Annotated in this window: 13 protein-coding genes; 6 read left to right on the top strand and 7 right to left on the bottom strand. The window is 72.6% G+C overall.

The features are described 5' to 3' along the window. Positions 1–209: 209 nt before the first annotated feature. The 4 genes from eccCa to ACIQM4_RS25045 all read left to right on the top strand — a co-directional run bounded on the left by eccCa (position 210) and on the right by ACIQM4_RS25045 (position 7,635). Positions 210–4,214, top strand: a complete 4,005-nt coding sequence (gene eccCa, locus ACIQM4_RS25060; RefSeq protein WP_401595630.1) for a type VII secretion protein EccCa — start codon at positions 210–212, stop codon at positions 4,212–4,214. A 73-nt stretch (positions 4,215–4,287) separates the two neighbouring features. Beyond that, the gene (locus ACIQM4_RS25055) at positions 4,288–4,785 is read left to right on the top strand and encodes a hypothetical protein (RefSeq protein WP_401595628.1); all 498 of its coding nucleotides are present in this window, start codon (positions 4,288–4,290) and stop codon (positions 4,783–4,785) included. Continuing rightward, a complete protein-coding gene (locus ACIQM4_RS25050) occupies positions 4,782–7,055 on the top strand; it encodes a hypothetical protein (protein WP_401595626.1) in 2,274 nt (757 codons plus the stop codon). Before ACIQM4_RS25055 ends, ACIQM4_RS25050 begins: the two co-directional genes overlap by 4 nt. A gap of 10 nt (positions 7,056–7,065) precedes the next feature. After that, the gene (locus ACIQM4_RS25045; RefSeq protein ID WP_401595623.1) at positions 7,066–7,635 is read left to right on the top strand and encodes a hypothetical protein; all 570 of its coding nucleotides are present in this window, start codon (positions 7,066–7,068) and stop codon (positions 7,633–7,635) included. A 47-nt stretch (positions 7,636–7,682) separates the two neighbouring features. Here ACIQM4_RS25045 and ACIQM4_RS25040 read toward each other — a convergent pair whose 3' ends face one another. The 6 genes from ACIQM4_RS25040 to eccB form a co-directional block, all read right to left on the bottom strand. Further along, positions 7,683–7,982 carry a WXG100 family type VII secretion target gene (locus ACIQM4_RS25040; RefSeq protein WP_401595621.1) on the bottom strand — a complete coding sequence of 100 codons (300 nt, stop codon included), beginning with the start codon at positions 7,980–7,982 and terminating at the stop codon, positions 7,683–7,685. A 73-nt stretch (positions 7,983–8,055) separates the two neighbouring features. Then, positions 8,056–8,424, bottom strand: coding sequence for a WXG100 family type VII secretion target (locus tag ACIQM4_RS25035; protein WP_401595618.1), 369 nt, complete (start codon positions 8,422–8,424; stop codon positions 8,056–8,058). Positions 8,425–8,437: 13 nt separating this feature from the next. Then, positions 8,438–9,796, bottom strand: coding sequence for a hypothetical protein (locus tag ACIQM4_RS25030; RefSeq protein WP_401595616.1), 1,359 nt, complete (start codon positions 9,794–9,796; stop codon positions 8,438–8,440). Beyond that, on the bottom strand, positions 9,793–10,194 hold the full coding sequence (locus ACIQM4_RS25025) for a hypothetical protein (protein WP_401595614.1): 402 nt from the start codon (positions 10,192–10,194) through the stop codon (positions 9,793–9,795). Before ACIQM4_RS25025 ends, ACIQM4_RS25030 begins: the two co-directional genes overlap by 4 nt. A 271-nt stretch (positions 10,195–10,465) precedes the next feature. Next, complete coding sequence (gene mycP, locus ACIQM4_RS25020; RefSeq protein WP_401595612.1) at positions 10,466–11,716, bottom strand: type VII secretion-associated serine protease mycosin; 1,251 nt, start codon at positions 11,714–11,716, stop codon at positions 10,466–10,468. Next, positions 11,713–13,227, bottom strand: coding sequence for a type VII secretion protein EccB (gene eccB, locus ACIQM4_RS25015; RefSeq protein WP_401595609.1), 1,515 nt, complete (start codon positions 13,225–13,227; stop codon positions 11,713–11,715). Before eccB ends, mycP begins: the two co-directional genes overlap by 4 nt. 232 nt (positions 13,228–13,459) lie before the next feature. On the opposite strand from eccB, the gene eccE reads away from it, so the two are divergent. After that, a complete protein-coding gene (gene eccE / locus ACIQM4_RS25010) occupies positions 13,460–14,506 on the top strand; it encodes a type VII secretion protein EccE (protein ID WP_401595607.1) in 1,047 nt (348 codons plus the stop codon). After that, positions 14,503–15,471, top strand: coding sequence for a hypothetical protein (locus ACIQM4_RS25005; protein ID WP_401595605.1), 969 nt, complete (start codon positions 14,503–14,505; stop codon positions 15,469–15,471). The genes eccE and ACIQM4_RS25005 overlap by 4 nt, the downstream gene beginning before the upstream one ends. A gap of 114 nt (positions 15,472–15,585) precedes the next feature. Here the strand turns inward: ACIQM4_RS25005 and eccD are convergent, their stop codons facing one another. Continuing rightward, entirely contained in the window at positions 15,586–17,037 is a 1,452-nt protein-coding gene (eccD, locus tag ACIQM4_RS25000; RefSeq protein ID WP_401595693.1) for a type VII secretion integral membrane protein EccD, read from the bottom strand. Between the last annotated feature and the right edge of the window lie 110 nt (positions 17,038–17,147).

Here is a 17,147-nt window from a genome sequence, read left to right as displayed (position 1 = left end):
GACGGTCAAACGCCGGAGCGGCGTGAAGGGTGCGCGGGACGAGGGGCAACCGCCGGAATGTGCGAATCCTGTTCGCTTGTGCACAGGTGTGTGAGCGGTGGTGAGTGGTGCGCGGAGGCGGCGGGGCGACAGTAGGATCCCCGGCGGACGGGCCCGCGGGTGATCGGGCGAGGCACTAACACGCCTGTTCGGTACGGGAATTGGGGATCGTGAGCCAGATCGTCGTGAAGCGTCCGCCGCGGGACCTGCCACCCGCTGTCCCCGCGGAGCAAGTGCGGCTGCAACCACCTCCCGAGCTGCCTCGCGGGCAGCAGGAGGGCGTGTTGATGCAGCTCCTGCCGATGCTGGGGATGGGTGGCTCCGTCGTCTTCCTCTTCCTGGGGAAGAACACGATCATGCAGGTGATGGGCGGGCTGATGGTCGTGTCGACCGTGGCCATGGCCGTTGCCATGTTCGTACGCCACCGGCGCGGCACCCAGGGGCAGCTGGCCGATCTGCGCCGGGACTATCTGCGCCATCTGGCACAGGTGCGACGGGCCGTACGGAAGACCGCCCGCACGCAGCGCGACGTCCAGTACTACCTGCACCCTTCGCCCGAGCAGCTGTGGGCGCTGGTCGCCGAGGGCAGCCGGGTGTGGGAGCGGCGGCCGGGCGACCCGGACTTCGCGCAGGTGCGGGTGGGGCTTGGCCCCCAGGCGCTCGCCACTCCCCTGGTGGCACCCGAGACGGCCCCGGTCGAGGAGCTGGAGCCGCTGACGGCGGGCGCGCTGCGTCGGTTCCTGGCCACGCACAGCACCGTGGAGCAGTTGCCGATGGCTCTGTCGCTGCGCGCCTTCTACCACTTGACGGTCAGCGGCGACGAGGAAGGCGTGCGGGCTTCGGTGCGTGCGGTGGTCGGTGCGCTGGCTGCCCTGCACTCCCCCGGTGAGCTGGTGGTCTCCGTGGCCGCCGCTGCGCGGTGTGCGGCGCAGTGGGAGTGGGTGAAGTGGCTGCCGCACGCGCAGGAGGCGCACGGGGAGCCCGACGGGGCCGGGACCCGGCGGCTGATCACCGACGGCGTCGCCGAGTTGGAGGCGCTGCTCGGCGACCTGCCCGGGGGGCTGCTGGAGGGGCGGCCCCGGTTCCGGGCGGACGGGCCGCCGCTGACGGACCGGCCGCATGTCGTGGTCGTACTCGACGGGGTGACGGTTCCGGCGGGGTCGCTGCTGGCCGGCGCGGACGGTCTGCAGGGGGTGACCGTGATCGAGGTGATCCCGGGTGAGCTGGGCGTGGAGGAGGCGCGCGGCGGGCTGTCGGTCGTCGTCCGGGACGGGACGCTGAGGCTGGAGTCGGGGCGCGGGGCCGTCTACGAGGGGCTGGCCGACGGGCTGAGCCGGGCGGGGGCCGAGGCGCTCGCCAGGCAGCTCGCGCCGTTACGGGCGGCCTCGGGCGGCGACGGGGGTGAACCGCTGCTGACGGGGCCGGAGTTCACGGACCTGCTGGACCTCGGGGACGCTGCCGGGGTGGCGGTGGACCGGGTCTGGCGGACGAGGGCACCTGGGGACCGGCTGCGGGTGCCGATCGGGGTGGGTGAGGACGGTGCGCCCGTCACCCTCGACCTGAAGGAGGCCGCGCAGGAGGGCATGGGTCCGCACGGTCTGTGCGTGGGGGCGACCGGTTCCGGCAAGTCCGAACTGCTGCGGACGCTGGTGCTGGGGCTGGCGGTCACCCACTCGTCACAGACCCTGAACTTCGTCCTGGCGGACTTCAAGGGCGGGGCGACCTTCGCCGGGATGGCGCGGTTGCCGCACGTCGCCGCAGTGATCACCAACCTGGCCGACGACCTGTCGCTGGTCGACCGGATGGGCGACTCGATCAGGGGCGAGCTCAACCGGCGCCAGGAGCTGCTGCGGGACTCGGGCAACTACGCGAACGTCCACGACTACGAGCGGGCGCGGGCGGCGGGAGCCTCGGCGGGCGGGGTGCCGCTGCGGCCGATCCCGTCACTCGTCCTGGTGATCGACGAGTTCAGCGAGCTGTTGACGGCGATGCCGGACTTCATCGAGATGTTCGTACAGATCGGGCGGATCGGCCGGTCGCTGGGCGTCCATCTGCTGCTGGCCTCGCAGCGGTTGGAGGAGGGGCGGCTGCGGGGGCTGGAGACGTATCTGTCGTACCGGGTGGGGTTGCGGACGTTCTCCGCGGCCGAGTCGCGGGCCGCTCTGGGGGTGCCGGACGCGTACCAGCTGCCCAACGTGCCGGGGTCGGGGTACCTGAAGTCCGGCACGGACGACATGGTGCGGTTCAAGGCCGCGTACGTGTCGGGGCCTTACCGCAGTCCGCAGGAGGCGCGGGAGAGCGCCACCGGGGCGGGCGTGCGGGCGGTGGACCGGCGGCCCGCGCTGTTCACGGCGGGCCCGGTAGCGGTGCGCCGTCCGACGGCGGGGGAAGGCGCGGGGTCGGCCGCAGTGGCGGAGGTGCCCGGTGCGCGGGCGGCCGTCGAGGACGAGGCACTGGCCGACTCCGTACTGGATGTGGTCGTACGGCGGCTGGAGGGGCACGGCCCCGCGGCGCACCGGGTGTGGCTGCCGCCGCTGGACAGCCCGCCGACGCTGGACGAGTTGGTGGGAGCAACGGGTGAAACAGCAGGTGGGGCAGGGGGGTTGCTCTCCGTGCCGCTGGGAATCGTCGACAAGCCGTACGAGCAGCGGCGGGACACACTGTGGCGGGACTTCTCCGGGGCGGCCGGGCACATGCAGATCGTCGGCGGGCCGCAGTCCGGGAAGTCCACGCTGCTGCGGACCCTCGTGGCCGCCTTCGCCTGCACGCACTCGCCGCGCGACGTGCAGTTCTACGGCTTGGACTTCGGCGGTGGCGGGCTGTCCGCGGTGGCCGGTCTGCCGCATGTCGGCGGGGTCGCCTCCCGGCTCGATCCCGAGCGGGTGCGCCGTACGGTCGCGGAGGTGTACGGCGTGCTGGCCGAGCGGGAGGAGTACTTCCGCCGGGCGGGGGTGGACTCCGTCGCCACGTACCGGGCGATGCGCGCGCGGGGAGAGGGTCCGGCCGCCGGGCAGCCGTGGGGTGATGTGTTCCTGGTGGTCGACGGCTGGGGCAACTTCCGTAACGACCATGAGGCGTTGGAGCCTGTCGTGGTCGACATCGCGGCCCGGGGGCTCGGCTACGGCGTCCATGTCGTACTGACCGCTTCCCGTGCGACGGAGGTACGGGCGCACCTCAAGGACCTGCTGATGAACCGGCTGGAGCTGCGTCTGGGCGACGTCATGGACTCCGAGGTGGACCGGCGGGCCGCGGCCCAGGTACCGGCCGGGGCGGCGGGCCGGGGCCTGACCCCGGAGAAGCTGCACTTCATGGCGGCTCTGCCGCGGGGTGACGGGGTGCGTTCGGGGGACGGGCTCGCCGGGGCGACGGCGGCGCTGGTACGGGAGGTCTCGCAGCGGTGGTCGGGTGTGGCCGGGGCGCCCGAGGTACGCCTGCTCCCACGGGAGTTGGCGGCCCGGGAGCTGCCGTCGGGAGGCGCGCGCCCCGCCGAGGGGGTGGCCTTCGGGATCGACGAGGACCGGCTGGAGCCGGTGTTCGTCGACTTCGAGCGGGATCCGTTCTTCCTGGTGTTCGGGGAGGGCGAGTCCGGCAGGACGAATCTGCTGCGGCTGCTGATCGGGCAGCTGGTCGAGCGGTACCCGGGCGAGGACTGCAAGCTGTTCGTCATCGACAACCGGCGCGGTCTGCTCGATGTGACGCCGCCGTCGCACCTCGCCGAGTACGTGCCCATGTCGCACTCCATGGACCACCACGTGGAGGCGCTGGTGGAACTGATGCGGCGGCGGGCCCCGGCGGCGGACGTCACCGCACGTGAGCTGCGGGAGCGGAGCTGGTGGCAGGGGCCGACCGTGTTCGTGGTGGTCGACGACTACGACCTGGTGTCGACGTCGAGCGGCAATCCGCTGGCGCCGCTGGCCGAACTCCTGCCGTTCGCACGGGACGTGGGGGTGCGGTTCATCGTGGCGCGGAGCACGGCGGGGGCGAGCCGGGCGGCGTACGAACCGTTCCTGCAGCGCATGGTCGAGCTGGGGGCGCAGGGGATCGTGCTGTCGGGCGACCCGAACGAGGGGGATGTCTTCGGTGGCGTACGGCCGCGGACGATGCCGGCGGGTCGGGGGCTGATGGTGTCCCGGAGGCGGGGGACTTCGTTGGTGCAGACGGGGTGGGCGGGGTGAGCGGGGTGAGCGGCGCCGCGGTTCACGGCGCGGTGAGGGGCGACGGTCGGGTGGAAGGGCAGGTGCGGGGACGGTGTGGGACGAGTGGGACCGGTTGAAGGAGGAGGTCGCGGAGCGGCGGTCCGCTCAGGGGGCGGCGGGCGCGGGCACGGAGATGCGGCTGAACTCGCTGCCGGGCAAGCCTCCGGGCGGGGGCCCGGGTGGAGGCCCGGGTGGCCGGGGGCAGGGCGATCTGAAGGTCACCCAGCAGGATCTGGCGCACATCGGGGACTTCGCGTTCAAGCTCTTCCAGCGGCTGGCGAAGGAGGGCCGCGGGCCGGTGGCGGGTACGGCGACCGCCGCGGGGGACCTGTCGGGGCAGGGGTTCGCACTCGGCGGCGCGCTGCACCAGGTCCAGGAGCGGTGGGGGCAGCAGGTGCGCTCACTCGTCGACGCGTGCGCGCACATCTCCAACCACCTCGATTTCACGCAGAAGGCGCACCGAGGGGACGAACACTTCGTGTCGCGGACCGTGAGCGGCATCAAGGAGCTCTCTGCCGCGTTCGACGAGGAATCCGAGCGGCGACGATGAGACTGGAGGCGTTGCGGCACGCGAACTTCACGTCGCTGACAGAGGCGGTACGTGACTGGAGCGTGGTGGTCACGCGGCTGAAGGCTCTGGAAAAGGACGCCGGGCAAGGTCTGGGAGCGCGGGCGCGGCAGGCCGACTGGGCGGGCGTGAACGCGGACGTCACCAGGGAATTCGTCGCCAAGACCGCCGGGGAGTTCACCGACGCGCGGGCGCAGGCGAGCAGCATCCACAACGTTCTGCGCGACACGCGCGACGAACTGGTGAAGCACCGGAACGACCTGACGAGGGCGATCGAACGGGGGCAGGGCAAGCAGCTCGCGGTGGTGGGGACGGCGGACGGCGGGTTCTCGGTACGGCCGAACGCGCCTTGCAGGCCCAGCGAGAGCGAGGCCGCGCGGGCGGCGCGCGAGGAGAGGTCCGCGCGGGACGTCACCGCGCTGCGGGACGAGCTGCAGCGCATTCTCAACGCGGCGACCGAGAGCGACAGCACGGCGGACCGGGTGCTGCGGGCGCTGGTGGCGCAGGCCCGGCTGGGGTTCGCGGGCGGGCCCTCCTACCGGGACCGGGACACGGCGGCGGGGGCGCTGAAGCAGGCCGACGCGATGGCCTCCCTCATGGGCGAGGGGCGCGCGCTCGCCCCTGCGCAGCGGGCGGCTCTGCTGGCCGGCCTGAAGCGGTACGCGTCGCACCCGCTCTTCGCCGAACGGTTCGCGACCCAGGTGGGTGCGCGGGGAACCCTGGACTTCTGGGCGGACAGGGCACGGTTCGAAGAGGACCACGAGCTGCAGAAGTACCTGGGGCTCACGCTGGCGGAGGCGACCCGGTCCGACAGCCCGCAGATGCGGCAGTGGGAGCGCAGCATGGTCGCCCTGGGCGACGAACCGGTCTCGGCGGGACGCCGGGAGGCCCTGGGTTTCCAGGTCATGAGCAACCTGCTGCGCTGGGGCGAGTACGACAACGAGTTCCTGAAGAGTTACGGAACGGAACTCGTCCGGGTGGAGAAGGAGTTGGGCGAGAACGGGCGTGCGGCGGCCGAGGACATCTGGGATGACTCCCTCCCGCTGAACCGGAGCGGCACGGACGCGGGACACGATCCGATGACCGGGTTCATGCAGGCGCTGTCGAAGAGTCCGGAGGCGGCGACGCAGTTCTTCAACGGAACGTTTCTCACCCCGGCGGAGGACCACGAGTTCACCGAGGACACGGACGGCGACGGCAAGGAGGGCCGCCGGACCCTCAGCAACTTCGAGTACCTCTTCGAGGAACGCCAGTGGCCCATCACCCACCACACGGACGGCACGGAGAGCTTCGCGGGCCCGGACTTCATGGCCCACGCGTTGGAGGCGGCAGCCACGGGAAGGCCGGCGGGGGAACCGGCGGGCGATCGGATCATCGCCCATACGCCGGGTCAGGTGCGGGTCATGGAGTCCCTGGTGAGTTCGATCTCGGAGGACGGGAAGCGGGTTACGGATCGGGGGTACATGGGGGACAGCGTGGGGCGGATTGCGGTTGATTATCTGCCGGACATCAATCGGGCGATTGCGGATGACAGGTTCGGCAATACGGACAGGTTGTTCCCCGTGACGGGCGCGGCGGCCACGATGGAGCATCCGCAAGTAACGCGCTTCCTTCTGCAGCTCGGGCAGACACCCGAGGGCTACGCACAAATGCAGTACGGCCACAAGATCTACATGGGCAGTCTGATGGACTACCACCTGAACCCGGACACGCCCGAAGGGCTTCGCTACCCGCACACGGCGGAGAAAACTGTCACCGACATCTCGCTGAGAACGGCGGAGATCAGTGGCACATTGACCAGAGGGTGCCAGGAGGCAGTTCTCGGATCTTCCCGAGAAACCGACAAGGATTTCAGCGACGCGCTGAGCAACAACAAGGCGGCAATCTCCGGCGCGGCCGGAATCGTCACGGGGGCGGGAGTCACGTTCATCGCCTCCCCGATCGGTGGCGCTCTGGCCGGCGGCGGGGCCTCCGCTGTCACGGGCATGGTGATCGAGTACGTGGGCCAGCAGATCGAGTCCGAGGAACTGAAGGCTTCCGGCAGGGAGGCCGGGGACATCTGGGGTAGAGATCGCGATGCCGCCATCGAAGTCGCGCAGAGAGCCGCAACCATGGCTGCGGAGCGACACCGGACCAGTCACATTTCCGCCCCTGCGGACTGGGCCTACGCAGGGGCGGACGAGGGCTTCAACCGTGCGGAGGAGAACACTTCGAGGATGGCTGACGATCTCACTACGGAAATCGCACCCTGAAAGCTGGCCCATGCACAAGAGCGTCATTTCCCGGTCGATCCCGTTGCTCGCTGCCACAGCATCGCTGAGCATCTTGGCGGCCGCATGCGGCGTAGCCGAATCAGACAGGGACTACGCCGCACCACGTCAACTGTGCGGCACTCCCGTCCACCCGAAGCTGCTCGCACCTTTCCTCCCCGGAGGCAAGCAGCTGGAAGTTGTCCGGGCCGACTCGGGGGTGATCGGTCAGCGCCGCTGCAATGTCCTGGTCGACCACAAAAGGGTCCTGTCGATGGAATCCCAGTGGAGGAGCCCGGGGACGGAAATCGCTGATGTCTCCGCGAGCGGCTGGCAGATCGACGTGAGCGAGCACATCGCCGCGGACCGCACCTACTCGTTCTCGGAGGAGGGTGGGGTGAGCAAGGTCCTCTGCCCGAACCCCGCCAAGGAGTGGCGCAGCACCAAAGGGCAACTCTTCGTCAGCATGTACACATTGGATCCAGACCCGAAGAACGAAGCCGGGATGGAAGCACTCCTGACCAGTTACGCGCGGGCAACCGGGAGAATGCCGGACTGCAACTCTCCCGGCGCCGGCTCCTAGGCGGACGGAGGCGGCTCCGGCCATCTCGCCGGCGCCACCCACCCCACCTACATGAACCCCTGCGCCGCCCTCCTGTCCCCCGCCCGGTACGCCGGTGCCGCGTCCTGGACCGCGCGGGAGATCTGGAGGAGGGACATGTGGATGGACTTGGCCTCGCGGTCCCAGTCCGCCTGGGCCATGTTGTAGGCCTCCCTGGCCTCGCCCGACCAGAGCTGGGAGACCGACCCGATCTTCGTCTTGATCGCCTCCAGACTCTCGTCGAGCTTGTCCGCCTGGGCCTTGATCGTGCGTGCTGCCTCGTCCAGGGCGGCATAGGTGACCAGCATGGAGCCGTCGTTGTAAGGCATCGGAGTTCCCGTTCCGGTGAGGTGGAGGTGGCGATGGAGATGGGTGAAGGTGGGTGCGGCAGGAGGAGCGGGGTCAGTAGCCGCTGAGTGCCGAAGGCGGGGTGGTCGGCTGCGGGGAAGGTGCCGAACCCTGGTGGCCGGGGGTGACGTCGATGCCCCTCATCGCCGCGAGCACCTCGTCCTCCGTGTTGCCGGAGATCGTCCGCGCCGCCGCGATCGCTTCCTGGAACTTCAGGAGGAGCTTTCCGATGCGGACCATGTTCTGGTTGATCTGGGCCTGCTTCGTGTTGAACGCGCCCGCTCCGATGCCCTGCCACTGGCCCTCCAGGCCGTCGATCGTGGCGTGCAGGCGCTGGAGCTGGCCCCTGACGCTGTCGAAGTTCCTGGTGAGTTCCGTCTGGAGCTTGCCGAGGGCTACGTCGTTGACCTTCTGGACTGCCATGGGTGGGGCCTCCTCAGTGGGGCTGATGGTTGACGACCGGGGGTACGGGGGCGCGTTGGTCTGCCGTCCAGGTCTCCAGGTCCTCCGTGGGGCGGCCGTCCTGCGACGACTGCTGCCCTGGCTGGGGGCGGGAGGACATGCGTGACGCGGGAGCCCGGTGCGGCGCAGGCGCAGGCGGCAGGGGCGGCGCGCCCGGACGTACCAGCCCGGTACCGCCCGGGGTGAAGCCTCGGGCGGAGGCGGTGCTCGCATTCGTCCGTACGGTCGGGGACGAGCCCGGGGACATTGGCGGGACCGCGCTGGGGGTGCCGCCGACCACCCCGCCGACAACCCCGCCGACAACCCCGTACGTGTGCGCCGAGGAGGCGGTGGACGTCACGGGGGCGAATCCGGGACGGCCCGTCGCTGCCGGGGCCGGGCCGAACCCGGGAACCGCCCTCGCGGGAGCCGGCCGGGACGACGAACTCCCCGCGATCCCCCCGACGATTCCGGGCACGGGAGGTACGGGAGCGGCGCCCATGGCCGGCACGGCGGCGACGCCCGGCGAGGGCGCGGGGTGGACGGGCGGGGCCGCCGTGTGCGACGACGGCGACGCGGTGGGAGCGCCGGATGCCACGCTGTTCAGTTCCATGGCGGACGGCGCGGGAGACGAACCGGGCGCGGCCGGCAACGCGCTGCGCGGTTCCGTCGCGGAGTGTCCTGCCCCGAGCCGGTCCACGCCCGGGCCGACCTGGCCACCACCAGCACCTGCACCTGCACCTGCACCTGCCCCCCGCGCATCCCAACGAGCGGCGTCGGCCCCCGCCGCACCGGACGCACCGGACGCACCGGACCCACCGGACCCACCGGACCCACCGGGCCCCCCGAGGTACACGGTCTCCGCCGTCGCGCCGTGAGCCTGCGGCCGTGGGACGTCCGCGAACAGGATCTCGTCGAACCACGGCGGTTCCGCTGCCGCCAGATGTGCGCCCGTGGTCGCGTAGTACGAGGTCAGCCGGTTGAGCTGGTTGACGGCTTCCTGGCGGTCGGGCTCCGAAGGCGCCGCTCCCCCGGTCGCGTCCCTCGGCGGCATGGCGTTCTGTACCGAGGTCAGGCCGGTCGCGGCCTCCGTGAGCCGGCGGGCGACGAAGTCCGCGTACTCCCCCAGGTCCTGCGCGTGGTCCGCCAGGCGTCCGCCGAACCTGCGGAACTCGGAGTGCGCCTCGCCCTTCCAGTTCACCTCGCCGAGGTGGCCGCGCAGCTCTCGTGAGGCCTCGTGGAACGCCGACCCGGCTTCCCCGAGCGCCTCCCCGGCGCCGGCGAGGGCCTGCGGGTTTCCGGCCTCGACGAGGTCGGCCATCGTGTTGAGGCGGTACGACTCGAAGCGGCTCATCCGTCGCTCCCACGGCTGTCCGCCCCGTGTTCCGTACGGGAGCGGACGGACCAGAAGCGCAGGCGGAGGTCCTCCTCCAGGTTGTCGAAACCGATCTCCGCGCCGTGCACGGCGATGCTGAGGCAGTCGATCTGCTCGGTGAGGGAGCGGGAGAGCTTCACCAGGCCGCTGTGCACGCGTAGGTACTGCGCGTGCAGGTGGTCGGCCTCCGGGAAGGGGATGCCGGGTGCGCCCAGGTCGGCGCGGGAGAGGGTGTGCGCCGCGACCTTCCGCTGCCCGGCCGCGCCGTCCTCGAAGGCGGTCAGTATGGCGTGCACGCGGGCGCGCAGCTGCCTCAGCGCGCTCATCCCGCGTTCCAGGTCGCTGCTGCCGGCGGCCGGGGCGCCTGCGTCGAGCACGGTGCTCCTTCGTCTGCGTCGTGTGCGGGGAGGTCGTGTGCGGGGAGTGTGCGGTTCGGATCGCTGCGCACTGCTGTCAATCACTTGAGCGTGCCACCGGAACGGCGCCGCCCGTTCGGTCAAGTCGCTGGTCAGGAAGGGTGGTTGCCCGGCGTTGCGGGGCGCGGGGGCCGGGCTTCCGACACCCGTTCGGCGGGTGGCGTCAGGCCGGCGGCCCCCGCCGTACGTCCTGCGTGCCGCTGCGGGCCGGGCTCCTGGGCGCTCCCGATGGCTACGTCGACCCGTGCTCCCGCGGGCCCGACGACGACCCGCCCCGCCGTCTGCGCCGTCCCGCGTCGCGCAGCGCCACCGCGGCGCCCGTCATCGTCGCCACGGCCGCGGCCGTGGCGGCCAGAGCGTACGTGGCCCTGCGCGTATCGCGTTCCTGCGCGGTTTCGCCGTGCATGAGCGGCGGAAGCAGTACCGCGCCCGCACGCGGCGGGCCGTTGTCCGCGGACGGCTCGGCGCCCGGGGCCGGGCCGCCCTTCTCGGTGAGGGCACGGACCGGGTCGACCACTCCCCAGCCGACGAGCCGGTCGTGGCCGGGGACCGAGCGCTCCGCGGTCTGTTGGAGCTGGGTGACGATCTGCTCCGCGCTCCACCTCGGGTACTTGTCCTTGAGGAGGGCCGCGACGGCTGCGACGTACGGCGCGGAGAAGCTCGTACCGCTGTCCGTGCAGTGGCCGCCGCCGGGCACCGTGGAGACGATGTCGGTGCCGGGGGCTGCGATGCCGACGAAGTCGCCGGACTGGGAGAAGTACGCGCGCTCGTTGTTGCGGTCGGACGAGGCGACGGCGAGCACCCCGCGGTGGGAGGCCGGGTAGGTGGACCTCACGGCGCCGCCGAGACCGTCGTTGCCCGCGGAGGCGACGACCACCCGGCCGTAGCGGAGTGCGTACGCGATCGCCCCGCGCAGATCGTCGGACGGCTGTCCCGCGTCCACCTGGTCCTGCGAGATGTTGATGACATCGGCGCCCTGCTTGACCGCGTACCGGACGGCCTGCGCCAGCGCCTTGGTGTCGCCCCTGCCCTCGGCGTCGTGCGTCACGATCGGGAGGATGGTGGCGCCGGGGGCCAGGCCCACGAAGCCGGTGCCGGGGTGCGGGCGGGCCGCGATGATGCCCGCGACCTTGGTGCCGTGGCCGACGGGGTCGGCGGTGCCGGTCCCCCGCCTGCCGTTCCCCGTGACGAAGTTGCTTCCCGCGGCCGTGTTCACCGCGCCCCTGAGCTGCGGGTGGTTGGCGTCCACCCCGGTGTCGACGACCGCCACGGTGACCCCGGCCCCGGTGACCTCCTCCCACAGCTCGTCGAGCAGGACGCGCTGGAGGGGCCAGGGCGTGCCCGCGTACGGCTTGCCACCGAAGGCGCACGGCGCGGTGTCACGCGTCGGGTCGCCCTCAGCCCGGGCGGCGGGGGCGCACAGGGTGACGAGTGCGAAGGTCGCGGCGCAGCGGAGCAGGCCGCGCGCGCCCTCGCCCCTCATGAGCCCTGCGGCTGCTGCGCCGCCCCGGTGGACAGCCGGGGCCCCTTCGGCAGCAGGTCGGCCCATGCGGCCGGGACGGGGGCCGGACGTTTTTCCCCGTAACCGAGGAGTTCCGCTGCGGACTTGGGGCGTTCGGCCGCGCCGCCCGTCGCTCGTACCGTTCCCCTCGCGGTGTCCCCGTTGCTCTGCATGGCGTGGCGCAGGCCGGTGTCGGTGAGCAGGTAGTCCGTGCCGGTGCGGGGCTGGGCGCCCTTGAACTGCCGGAAGTACTGGCCGGATCCCGCGGTGACGTACACGGGGTCGGCAGCGGTCGGCAGCGGTTTGGGGAAGCCGGTGCCCGCCCAGGTTCGCAACGTGATCCGGCCGGTGGTGGGATCGACCGCGCCCAGGAGGCTGCACACGGTGTTCCGGCTGCCGGGGGCGGCACTCGGGGAGTTGACGGCTCCGGACGTACTCGCAGGCCATTTCGCCCCGCCGGGCGGGAGGTAGGGCGCGCCGGGCGCGAAGCCGGCGCTGGCGGGGTGCGGGCGGCCGCCGGGGTGGAGGGCTCGGAGCGTGCGGTTCGCGCTGTTGGTGATGAGTTTCGCCATGAGGTCGGTGACGGGGGCGATCCGGTCGGGCAGCACCAGATAGTGCTGGTGGCGGTTGCCGGCGACCCCGGTCACCAGGACCGTCCCCACTCTGTTGAGGGGGGCCTGGACGCGTGGCTCGGGGGTGGGGGCTGCGAGTTTTCCCCCGGGAAGAGGAGAGGTGATCGGGCCTGCCTTGGGCAGGGTGGCCAGCCAGCGGTCCGACACCTGCTGCGGCACCCTGCCAGGTCCGACCACCTGGGTGAGGAGCGCCGGGTCGCTGCCGAGCCGGTACGCGGTGCCCGCCGCGTCCACCACGTACCGCACATGCCCCGGGCCCTCGACGTACAGGATCTGGTCCCCGCGCAGCCGGTTCGGGCTTTCGAGCGCGTCCCGGTCCTTGCCGGAAAGGACGAACACGGCCCGCTGCACGCCCCCGCCACCGCCCCGGCCGGGCCGCTCGCACACGGCCCAGCTCTTGGGCGCCACCGCCGCGTCGGGCTCGGGCAGCCGGTCCGGGGCGTACGGGATGCCCAGGGTGGCGCCGCGTGGGGGCCCTTTCTCGTCCAGGATCCGGTCGTCGACCTTGACGACGCCGCCCTGGCTCACGTCGATGAGGAGACGGGCGGAGGCCATGTTCAGCACCGGGTGCAGCTTGCGCACCCCGTCGGCCTCCAGCACCACGTAACGGGCGGTGGACCCGCCGGCGACGATGATGTTCGTACGTGTCTTGGCCCAGTCGCGGGGCGCGGTCGGCCTGAACATCCCCCAGGCTCCGAAGACCGCGAGCACCACCGCGCCGACGAGCAGCCCCGGCAGGACCGCGCGCATCGGCCGCGGGGCACCTTCCTCCGAGCCGGTCGGGCTGGGCCGCAGGAACTGTGCGACCAGCCTCCGTTTCGCGAAGGTGTACGCGTTGAGCTCGTCTCGTCGTGATGCCATCGGGCCGCCGCACTCTCCCCGGTCGTAGCCGCAGGGCCCCGTTCCGAACGTGAACCTCCGTCACTCACAGCTCGGATAGGGTGAACTCTCCGTCAACTCCCGCACGTCGGTGGGGGTTACGGCCCTGGAACGCGGGACAGCGATCGGAGCGAGGGTGCACGGGCACAACAGGGCTTTCGGAGTACGGGAGTTGGTGCTCTGCGAGCTATCACTCGCGGTTGCGGTGCTCGGGATGGCGGGCCGCTCGCCGTGGTGGTCGCCGACGGCCCTTGCACTGGGTGCCGCCGGGCTTGCGCTGGCTGTGCCGGGGCGCCGCGGGCGGACGGCCTGGGCCTGGCTCGCGAAGGCCGTCGCACTGCGGGTACGGACCCGTCGGCCGGATTCCGCTTACGACCTGCTGGGGGTGCACGACCTGCGGGCCCACCCGTACGAGGACCGGGGGCGGCGGATCGTCGGCATGGTGGGTGACGGGACGTTTCTGACGGCGGTGGTACGGGTCGAGACGGGCGACGCGGGGTTGCGGCCGGCGGGCGGGGGGCGGGAGTTGCCGCTGTCCCTGCTGGCGGACGCGCTGGAGGTGGACGGGATCGCGCTCGCCTCGGCACAGTTGGTGCAGCAGGTGCGGCGGGTGGGCCAGGCGCGGGGGCAGGGGTCCTCCGCCTCCGCCGGGGTGGCGCCCTCGCTGCGGCTGACCTGGGTGGCGCTGCGGCTGGAGCCCGGCCTGTGCGTAGAGGCCGCGGCGGCCCGTGGGGGCGGGTTCGGTGGGGCGCAGCGGTGCCTGGTGCGGGCCGCGGACCACGTGGCGAGCAGAATCACGGGGGCGGGTCTGCGGGCGGTGGTACTGGATCAAGAGGGCATCAACTCGGCTGCTCTGGCCGCGGGTTGCTCCGCGCAAGGTGCCGCGCGTGGACATGGCGGCGCCGACGGGGAGGGCGCCCGGTCCGGTGGCGAGTCCGTGCGGGCGTGGCACGGGGGCGGGCTCGTGCACACGGCCTATGCGGTCACGGGCGGGGCGGAGGGCGCGCGGCGGTTGGCCACCGCCACCGCGCAGGACTGCCGTTCGGCGACTGTCGGGCTGACGGTGCGGCGCCGCGCCGGCGGGCGGGCGGTGCAGGTGTCGGGACACGTTCGGGTGAGCTGCGCCGACGAGCGCGAACTCGACGTGTCATGCCGCGAGTTGGAAGCTTCCGCACGGGCCGCACGCGTGGGGATCGTACGACTGGACCGGGAGCAGCTGACGGGCGTGCTCGCGACGCTGCCGCTGGGGGGTACGCGGTGAGGAGCCTGATCGGGACTCGGCGACGGACGCGGGCCGGGGCGCACGCGGAGGGCGCGTCATCCCTGGCGGGCGGGGGCGACGGCAGCGCACTGGTCGGGGACGAGATGGTGGTGCCCGGCGACGGTGGCAGCGTGCTCGTCGGGGACGACGTAGTGGTGCCCGGCGACGGTGGCAGCGTCCTCGTCGAGGACGACGGTGTGACGGTCGGGCACGACGCCGGGGGGCGGGCCCTGCTGCTCGGGCTGCATCGGTCCGTCCCGTACGACATCACGCTGATCGGCGGGCTGTGGACGGCCCAGATCCTGGCGTTACGGGCGGAGGCGGCGGGCATCCACGTGGCGGTCGAGACGGCGCGGGCGCACGCGTGGGAGCGGATGGGAGCGCGGGCGGACACCGCCAACGGGGTCGACGCGGGCGCCGGCAGGCCCCGCGGACAGGGCGACGCGGGGACCGGCAGGCCCAGCGGACCCAGCCACGCGGGGACCGGTAGATCCAGCGGGCCCAGCCATGCAGGGACCGGCACGCCCAACGGACCCAGCCACGCAGGGACCGGCAGGCCCAGCCACGCGGGGACGTTCGCGCTGTTCGATGTGGGGCGGGTGCCTGTGCTCGGGGCCGGCGAGGGGCGGCCGGTGCTGGTCGTACGCGACTGCGGGATGCGGCCGCCCCGTGGGCGGGTGGTGCCTGCCGCATGGCAGTCGGTGCTGACGCTGCTGCCCTACCTCAGCCCGGTCGCCCCCCGGCTGGTCCGGGACTCCGCGCTCGTCGGCGTACAACGGGTGTCGCCCGACGAGGTGCAGCAGCTCGGTCGGTTGCTGGCGCTGACGCAGGAGGAGGCGGACGCCCTGCCGGGCCTCGGCGACGGCGTCACCCTGTGGTGTGCGGGGCGGGAGAGGCAGTGGGTCACGACCACGGCCGTCGGCGGCGAGAGCGCCCTGGCAGGACCGGCACGCAGGATGGACTGACGCCGACGGGCGGGGACGAGGCGGGGTGAGGCATGGGCGCGGCGGGGGTGAGGCATGGGCGCGGCGGAGGCGATCCGGCCGCCTCGACCACCGCCTCCTCCCCCGCCCGCCCCCTCAAGAAGTCAGGGCCCGGATCGAGTGGTAGACGTCGAAGACCGCCAGGCACAGCGGCAGCAGGGTGAGCAGCACGCACGTCTCGGCGATCTCCAGGAAGCGGCCCCAGAACGGGGTGACGCCCTTCCCCGAGACGATCAGGCCCGTCGCCGTGATCAGTGCGGCCGTCGCCGCGATCGCCGCGGTCAGCCAGATCGTACGGATGTCGAGGCCCGTGGAGTCACCCGCGAGGGCTTTGAGGATCAGGGTCTGCGGCGGGTTCAGGCAGAGGCCGAGCCCGAGGAGGACCAGCGCCGCGAGGCCCGCGGCCAGCGCGCAGCCGACCTGCGCCGTGTACCGGAAGAGGTGCGCGCGCATCACCATCGCCAGTCCGGTCGCGAACGCGAGTGCCTGCGCCCAGGTGTCGCCGGAGAAGCCGAGCACGGCTGCGGCGCCCGCGGTGGCGAGGGCGAAGCCGCCCACCAGGCCGACGAGGAGTTCATGGCCGCGGCGGGCCTGGGCGGCGATCCGGTCGGCGTCGACGGGGCCCTGCGGGGCTGCCGGCTCGGCGCCGGTGCTGTAGTCGCCGACGGTGGTGCGGGGCGGTTCGAAGCCGATGGGGAGGCGGGCGAACCGGGTGGAGAGACCGGGCAGGAAGGCGAGCGCGCCGACCGCGAGCGGTGGCAGAATCGCGGCCGTCTCCACCGGCTTCAGGTCGGTCAGGATCGCGGTGAAGGTGACGAGCAGGCCGAGCGCGGAGGCCACGGCGAACGCGACGAAGGGGCCGTCGCCGTACGGGGAGACGATCACCAGCACGACCGCGGCGATCAGGACCGTGGCGCAGCCGAGCAGGAACTGGAGCCGGCCGATGCCCTGCCCCGCGGCGAGCGGCAGCAGCCCGGCCCCCGCGACCGCCGCGTGCACGAGCGCGCCGGTGCCCAGTGCGACGGCCGACGCGCGGTCGTCGTACACCCGCGCCCGTACACATGCCAGGGCCAGCAGGAGGGTGCCGGTGACGGCGGCCAGGATGCCGGGCAGGCCGTGCATGTCGTGGCGGGGGTCGGCGTTCCACAGGACGAAGGCGAGGAGCACCAGGAGCACCGCGCCGCCGAACAGGCCCGCGCCGCGCGTCAGCCGGTCGTTCCACAGGGTGCGGTCGCGGGCCACCGCGGTGGCCACGGCATCGGAGACGTCGTCGAAGACGGCCGGCGGAAGGGATTCCGAGAAGGGGCGCAGCGAGAGGAGCTCGCCGTCGAGGATGCGCTGCGCGGCCAGGGTGCGGGCGCCGTCCAGAACGGTGCCGTCCCGGCGGACCAGGTGGTAGCCGACGGGCGCGCTCGCGGCGGGACTCTGGCCGGACAGCCTGAGTATCTCGGGGTGGAGGTCGGCGACGGGGAGGTCGTCGGGCAGCGCCACGTCGACGCGGCCGTCGGGGGCGACGACCGTGACGCGGCAGAAGCCGGTGCCGCTCACCGCTGTGGCGGTGACCGCGGGGGCCGACCTGCCGTTCGCGGCGCCCGGGTGGCCGCCTGTGGCCGTCGGCGCTGAGACCGTCGTACTCAACTTCTGCTCCCGTCGCAGGT

The organism is Streptomyces sp. NPDC091272 (assembly GCF_044757485.1).
In the GTDB taxonomy this organism is placed as follows: domain Bacteria; phylum Actinomycetota; class Actinomycetes; order Streptomycetales; family Streptomycetaceae; genus Streptomyces.
The sequence above is the reverse complement of the archived record's forward strand: the minus strand, read 5'-3'. Positions and strand labels throughout refer to the sequence as shown.

Excerpts from the sequence above, each read along its gene's own strand:
- ACIQM4_RS25050 (WP_401595626.1), top strand. The coding sequence starts at position 4,782 with ATGAGACTGGAGGCGTTGCGGCACGCGAACTTCACGTCGCTGACAGAG.
- ACIQM4_RS25045 (WP_401595623.1), top strand. The coding sequence starts at position 7,066 with ATGCACAAGAGCGTCATTTCCCGGTCGATCCCGTTGCTCGCTGCCACA.
- ACIQM4_RS25040 (WP_401595621.1), bottom strand. The coding sequence starts at position 7,982 with ATGCCTTACAACGACGGCTCCATGCTGGTCACCTATGCCGCCCTGGAC.
- ACIQM4_RS25035 (WP_401595618.1), bottom strand. The coding sequence starts at position 8,424 with ATGGCAGTCCAGAAGGTCAACGACGTAGCCCTCGGCAAGCTCCAGACG.
- ACIQM4_RS25030 (WP_401595616.1), bottom strand. The coding sequence starts at position 9,796 with ATGAGCCGCTTCGAGTCGTACCGCCTCAACACGATGGCCGACCTCGTC.
- mycP (WP_401595612.1), bottom strand. The coding sequence starts at position 11,716 with ATGAGGGGCGAGGGCGCGCGCGGCCTGCTCCGCTGCGCCGCGACCTTC.
- eccB (WP_401595609.1), bottom strand. The coding sequence starts at position 13,227 with ATGGCATCACGACGAGACGAGCTCAACGCGTACACCTTCGCGAAACGG.
- eccE (WP_401595607.1), top strand. The coding sequence starts at position 13,460 with ATGGCGGGCCGCTCGCCGTGGTGGTCGCCGACGGCCCTTGCACTGGGT.